6 protein-coding genes are annotated in these 6,650 nt (G+C 39.5%); 4 read left to right on the top strand and 2 right to left on the bottom strand.

Going from position 1 to position 6,650, the window contains the following annotated elements:
• Nucleotides 1-445 precede the first annotated feature (445 nt).
• Entirely contained in the window at nucleotides 446-2,854 is a 2,409-nt protein-coding gene (locus tag ACTCNA_RS17140; protein ID WP_462949163.1) for a DNA translocase FtsK, read from the top strand.
• Between the two features lie 10 nt (nucleotides 2,855-2,864).
• Entirely contained in the window at nucleotides 2,865-3,515 is a 651-nt protein-coding gene (gene lolA1 / locus ACTCNA_RS17135) for an outer membrane lipoprotein periplasmic chaperone LolA1 (RefSeq protein ID WP_462949162.1), read from the top strand.
• 11 nt (nucleotides 3,516-3,526) lie between these two features.
• Here the strand turns inward: lolA1 and ACTCNA_RS17130 are convergent, their stop codons facing one another.
• Both ACTCNA_RS17130 and aroQ read right to left on the bottom strand, forming a co-directional pair.
• Nucleotides 3,527-3,655 (bottom strand): hypothetical protein, encoded by a 129-nt coding sequence (locus tag ACTCNA_RS17130; RefSeq protein ID WP_462949161.1) that lies wholly within the window; start codon nucleotides 3,653-3,655, stop codon nucleotides 3,527-3,529.
• A gap of 83 nt (nucleotides 3,656-3,738) precedes the next feature.
• Nucleotides 3,739-4,152, bottom strand: coding sequence for a type II 3-dehydroquinate dehydratase (gene aroQ, locus ACTCNA_RS17125; RefSeq protein WP_462949160.1), 414 nt, complete (start codon nucleotides 4,150-4,152; stop codon nucleotides 3,739-3,741).
• A gap of 145 nt (nucleotides 4,153-4,297) precedes the next feature.
• Here aroQ and xerD point away from each other — a divergent pair, with 145 nt between their 5' ends.
• Nucleotides 4,298-5,197 (top strand): site-specific tyrosine recombinase XerD, encoded by a 900-nt coding sequence (gene xerD / locus ACTCNA_RS17120; protein WP_462949159.1) that lies wholly within the window; start codon nucleotides 4,298-4,300, stop codon nucleotides 5,195-5,197.
• Between the two features lie 229 nt (nucleotides 5,198-5,426).
• Nucleotides 5,427-6,650 (top strand): phosphoenolpyruvate carboxykinase (ATP) (pckA, locus tag ACTCNA_RS17115; RefSeq protein WP_462949158.1); only part of this gene is annotated, 1,224 nt, incomplete at its 3' end.

Below are 6,650 nucleotides of genomic sequence, written 5' to 3'. Positions count from 1 at the left end.
CCGTTTCCGTGCGTAATAACAAGTTCATACCCATCCTTAATCAAATGCACCAGGTTTTCAACCGTTTCAGTCGCATTTTTCTCCTGCTGTTCAATCGTTCCTTCCTCATTTTCACGTAGAAGGGCGTTTCCGCCCAGCGCTACAACTGCCACTTTTTCCATTTCAAAGGTTTTAGTCCGCAACAAACATAAAAAATGCGTTGTATAAAAGGAATGGAGATTTGTCATTTTTTAGAACTCTTACCATGTTAAAAAAACAGTGTTTTATATTCTGAAAATTAAATTAGTAGCTGAATTGAAATAAAAACATAAAACGCAAAGAAAATTTGCCGGTTTAATATCATATTTCTTTTTTTGACGTTCTTTTTTTTGAGGATACATTCAGAACAGTCAGCTGAATATTTTTAATTAAATTTGCACTTCATTTAAAAACAAGCAAAACCTTTATGGCATCGAAATCGAAAAAGCCTGGAAAATCAAACCGGAAGAAAAAAAGCAGCAAAAAACCATTCTTTAAAAATGAAAAGTTCAGGTTTATTGCCGGATTGCTGGTTTTGCTTATTTCAGCCTACCTGCTTATTGCATTTATTTCATTTTTGTTTTACGGAGAAGCCGACCAAAGCAAACTCGATTTGCCCTGGAAAGAATTAGTTTTGGAATCCGATATAAAAGTTCAGAACAAAGCCGGAAAAACCGGAGCATGGCTTTCTGAAGTAATTATCAATCGCGGGTTTGGTTTTTCATCTTTCCTGTTTATATACCTGCTGTTGGTAACCGGGTTTAAAATTTTAGGCCGGAACCTGGTGAAATACCGTCGTAGTTTGGTATTCAGCATTTTACTGGTTATCTGGCTTTCATTAACCCTGGGGCTTGTATTTTCAAAAACCGATGCCGGTTCGTTCATGTATGCCGGCGGGCGTTACGGGTTCATTTTAAGTAACTGGCTCAGCGCACTAATCGGGAAAACCGGGGTTATCCTTTTCCTTTTTATTTCCGGTTTATCGTTGTTGGTTTTCCGATTCGATTCGGCTTATTCAATCATTAAAAGAATGTTCCGGAAAAAAACGGAAAAGGAAGTAGCTGATGCAGATGAAAGCACAAGTGCTGAAAATAGCGAACAGGAAACGAATGGAGTTGATAGCATTGAAGATGATTCAATTTCGAAAGTTATTGATGAAGATGATGTGGTGAAAGCCATTTTTGAACCCGATGCCGAAGATAAAGAAGCTGACGATGTGCAGAGAAAAAGTTCCGGTGACAGCAAGAACGAAAACGATGAAGGCCTCGAACTTACAATTCAGCAGAAAAAAGAGGAGGAGGCTTTGGAAAATTACCGTCCGGGAAAGATGGAAGATTATGACCCTACGCTCGAGCTTTCAAAATATAAATTTCCGACACTCGAACTTCTTGAAGACCACGCAGCCGGAAATGCCGAGGTGAGCAACGAAGAGCTGCTCGCCAACAAAAATAAAATTGTTGAAACGCTGCGCCATTATAAAATTGAAATTACAAAAATCAGGGCTACCATCGGGCCAACTATTACCCTTTACGAGATTGTCCCCGCTCCGGGTATTCGCATTGCCAAAATTAAAAACCTTGAAGACGACATTGCCCTGAGCCTTGCGGCGCTGGGAATTCGTATTATTGCTCCAATTCCGGGAAGAGGAACCATTGGAATTGAAGTGCCCAACCAGTATCCCGAGATTGTATCGATGCGGTCAATTTTGAGTTCACGGAAATTTCAGGAAAGCAATGCGGAGCTGCCCATTGCGCTGGGAAAAACCATATCCAACGAAACGTACATGTTCGACCTTACCAAAATGCCGCATATTTTGGTTGCCGGAGCCACCGGACAGGGAAAATCGGTGGGAATTAACGTGGTTATTACTTCGCTGCTTTATAAAAAACATCCCTCGCAGCTCAAATTCGTGTTTATCGATCCCAAAAAGGTGGAGCTGAATTTATATTCTGTTCTCGAAAAACACTACCTGGCCAAGTTGCCAAACGAAGAAGATCCGGTTATCACCGACATTCAAAAAGTAAAACATACACTGAATTCGATAAATGTGGAAATGGATCAGCGGTACGACTTGCTGAAAAAAGCACATGCCCGAAACATTAAAGAATACAACAAGAAATTTGTCAGCCGCAACCTGAACCCGGAAAAAGGACACCGCTTTTTACCTTATATTGTAATGGTAATTGATGAATTTGCTGACCTGATAATGACTGCCGGCAAGGAAATTGAACTCCCCATTGCGCGTATTGCGCAGTTGGCCAGGGCAGTTGGAATCCATATGATTATTGCCACCCAGCGGCCATCAACCAATATTATTACCGGAGTTATAAAAGCCAATTTCCCTGCCCGAATTGCTTTTAAAGTTGCATCGATGATTGACTCCAGGACCATCCTGGACACGCCGGGAGCCAATCAGCTTATTGGGAAGGGAGATATGCTCATCGCATCAGGAAGTGAAATGACACGTGTACAATGTGCATTTGTGGATACTCCCGAGGTAGAAAAGATTTGTTCTTTCATCTCAGTACAGCAAGGTTTTTCAACCGCTTTCATGCTCCCGGAATATGTTGAAGAGGAAGAAGCCGGGGCGGGCGAAGTTGATATAAATAACCGCGATGAACTTTTTAATGATGCTGCACGCATTGTGGTGATAAACCAAATGGGATCCACTTCAATGATTCAGCGCAAGTTTTCAATTGGGTATAACCGCGCGGGAAGGATAATGGATCAGCTGGAGGCTGCAGGTGTTGTTGGTGGAAGCGAAGGAAGCAAAGCAAGGCAGGTGCTTATTCAGGACGAATACACTTTGGAACAATTATTGAACAGTTTTAATTAAAATTTTAAAAATGAAAAGAATATTTTTTATCGGGATTATCGGATTAATTCCTTTTCTTGCAAACGCACAAAATGGCTCAAAGGCCAAACAGATTTTAAATGAAGTAAGCGAAAAAACGCAATCGTACAATACAATTTCAGCCAGTTTTATTTTTTCTATGGATAATGAAGAAATGGAAATTCATGAAAAAAATGAAGGTTTCATTCAGTTGAAAGGACAAAAATATATTGTTGACTTAACCGATGTGGGCATGAAAGTTTATTCTGACGGCGAAACGCTTTGGAATTATATGGAAGACGGTAACCAGGTTACCATTTCGACTATTGAGGATAACAGCAGCGAATTAATGGATCCCTCATCCATTTTCAGTATTTATGAGAAAGGATTTGAATCGAAATACATCGGTGAAAAACAAAACGGGGGTAAAACATTGTATCAGATTGAACTGTATCCCGATACCGACGAGTATGATGTTTCAAAAATTGTTTTATTCATCGACAAGTCGAATATGATGATCAATTCAGCTGTTCTCCACGGAACCGACGGGAATTTGTACGGCATTGAAGTTACCCAAATGAATATTGACACCGAATTACCTGATAACTATTTTGTTTTCAATACAGGTAATTACGGTGACATTGAGATAATTGACTTTCGATAAAATCATACTTCTTAATCCTTTGGAATTATTTTGTCAACTGTTGAAATTTCGATAAACGAAGTTCCGCAGTCTTCTCCAAACCTTCCACCCACATAAATAACCAAATCGTCTGACGTATTTACCCATTGCTGTTTCGCCACTCAACATTATATGGCATCAGCACGCGAATACACAGCGCTGGCCACATCGTTGCGATATTAAGAATTGAATAACCCGGTAATTTTCACAAAAAACTTTGTATGGCCAGTTTGTATGAGCCAAGGCCAAACCCCATGATGCATCCTTTGCAAACAGGCCCTATAATTGATTTGTGCCTGAAATCCTCACGCGACAGCGTGTTGGAGATGTGAACCTCTACGGTTGGAGCAGGAACTGCGGCAATGGCATCGCGAATGGCCACCGAAGTATGTGTATAAGCCCCGGCGTTAATAATAATACCGTCAATAGCAAAGCCATGCTCATGGATTTTGTCGATAATCTCTCCTTCGATATTTGATTGAAAATAAGTTAAATGCAATTCAGTAAATTGAGCTTTTAATTCTTCAAAATAGGTCTCAAAATTTTCCGAACCGTATATGTTTTTTTCGCGCTTCCCCAACAAATTTAAATTGGGGCCGTTAATAATCAATAAATTCATTATATTTCGTTTTTAATATTTTTTGTAGTAACTTTATAGTTAATTAAATGTATCTAAAAGCATTATTATCTGGATATTATTGATCGAACGAAGTTAGTATTAAAAAATTTTAAATCTAATGATTTAAAAGTAAAATATGGAAGTTATGAAATGGGAAGACAGCAAAAAAGGGTATGAAAATTACCTTAAATTAGAAAAATCACTTTCGCAAAATTCAGTTGCGGCTTATATTAACGATATAAATAAACTGGTTAATTTTTTGGAAACAAGCCAAAAGCGGGTAACTCCTGAACGTGTTAAGCTGCAGCATTTAAAAAGTTTTGTGGAATGGCTCAACGAAAAGGGAGTTAGCCCGAGGACGCAGGCCCGAACTATTTCGGGCATTAAATCATTTTATAAATATTTACTGATAGAGGGAAAAATATCGAGCGACCCGACAGCTTTACTTGAATCGCCCAAAATTGGCCGGAAATTACCTGATATTTTATCGATGGAGGAAATTGATACCCTGATTGATGCCATTGACCTGGAAAAACCCGAAGGTCAGCGCAATAAAGCCATGCTCGAAACACTGTACAGTTGCGGGTTAAGGGTTTCTGAACTGGTTAACCTGAAATTAACCAACCTGTTTTTCGACCAGGGGTTCATAAAAATTGAAGGAAAAGCAGATAAAGAAAGGCTTGTGCCTGTTAGTAACAGGGCCATTGAAGAAATTAACAAATACATGAATGGTTACCGTAAAAAACTGAAAATTCACAAAGAGAGTGAAAATATATTGTTTTTGAACCGTAGAGGGAAAAAACTGAGCCGGGTAATGATATTCACCATAATTAAAAATCTTTCCCAAAAAATTAATCTCGATAAAAAAATCAGTCCGCATACTTTCAGGCATTCCTTTGCTACGCACCTTATAAATGGCGGAGCCGATTTAAGGGCTGTTCAGGAAATGCTGGGACACGAATCAATTTTAACTACCGAGATTTATACCCACATCGATCGCGATTATCTGAAGGACACAATTCATCAGTATCACCCAAGATCCTGAATTGATTTACCAATTATATAATTAAAAGGTGTTTCCCGAGAGGAGCGCCTTTTTTTATGAACAATAAAACTTGAGACCATTCCGGTTACATTGTTAAGATAATGTTTAATCGGTCGGTAAAACGGGGCAAATGGACTGTTTTATCCGGCTCAAGCAGAAAAAAAAGTTATTTTTGTTTTCCGGATATAGGTAGAATATCAAGTTTTACAAAGTTAAATATTAGGTAGTTATGAAAAATTTAGATTTATCGAAGTACGGAATTCAAGACGTACAGGAAATTGTTTACAACCCATCTTACGAACAGCTTTTTGAAGAAGAAACCAGCCCCGGATTGGAAGGTTTTGAAAAAGGGCAGGTAACTGAATTGGGTGCTGTAAATGTAATGACAGGTGAATTCACCGGACGTTCGCCAAAGGACAAATACATTGTTAAGGACAACACGACAAAAGACACCATTTGGTGGACTTCACCTGAATCTCCAAACGACAACAAACCTGTTACTCCCGAGGTGTGGAAGGAACTCAAAGAAAACACGGTAAAACAACTTTCAGGGAAACGCCTTTTTGTAATGGATACTTTCTGTGGTGCCAACCCAGACTCACGCCTGAAAGTGCGTTTCATTATGGAAGTAGCCTGGCAGGCACATTTCGTGAAAAACATGTTTATCCGGCCTACTGAAGAAGAATTGGAAACATACGGTGACCCGGATTTCGTTTCATTGAACGCTTCAAAAACCACCAATCCAAACTGGAAAGAACAGGGACTAAACTCTGAAGTTTATACCGTTTTCAACCTGACTGAAAAAATGCATGTTGTAGGTGGTTCATGGTATGGTGGCGAAATGAAAAAGGGTATGTTTGCCATGATGAATTATTACCTGCCGCTTAATGGAATGGCTTCAATGCACTGCTCTGCAAACAAAGGCAAAGAAGGGGACGTTGCTATATTTTTCGGCCTTTCCGGTACTGGCAAAACAACCCTTTCAACTGATCCGAAACGCGAACTTATAGGAGACGATGAGCACGGCTGGGACGATGACGGTGTGTTCAATTTTGAAGGCGGATGTTATGCAAAAACCATTAATCTCGATCCGAAAGCTGAACCGGACATTTACAATGCTATTAAGCGTGATGCGTTGTTAGAAAATGTAACTGTTGATGAAAATGGTAAAATTGATTTCAGCGACGATTCTGTAACACAAAATACACGTGTATCGTACCCAATTTACCATATCGACAATATTGTAAAACCGATTTCCAAAGCAGGGCACGCCAACAAAGTAATTTTCCTGACTGCTGATGCATTTGGTGTTATGCCACCGGTATCAAAATTAACTGCGGAGCAAACAAAATACCACTTCCTTTCAGGGTTTACTGCAAAACTTGCAGGAACTGAACGTGGTGTTACAACTCCACAGCCAACATTCTCAGCTTGTTTTGGTGAAGCATTTCTC

The organism is Tangfeifania sp. (assembly GCF_055108615.1).
The sequence above is the reverse complement of the archived record's forward strand: the minus strand, read 5'-3'. Positions and strand labels throughout refer to the sequence as shown.

Bases quoted from the DNA above. Each gene is read 5' to 3' on its own strand.
- ACTCNA_RS17140 (WP_462949163.1), top strand. From the start codon at position 446: ATGGCATCGAAATCGAAAAAGCCTGGAAAATCAAACCGGAAGAAAAAA.
- lolA1 (WP_462949162.1), top strand. From the start codon at position 2,865: ATGAAAAGAATATTTTTTATCGGGATTATCGGATTAATTCCTTTTCTT.
- aroQ (WP_462949160.1), bottom strand. From the start codon at position 4,152: ATGAATTTATTGATTATTAACGGCCCCAATTTAAATTTGTTGGGGAAG.
- xerD (WP_462949159.1), top strand. From the start codon at position 4,298: ATGAAATGGGAAGACAGCAAAAAAGGGTATGAAAATTACCTTAAATTA.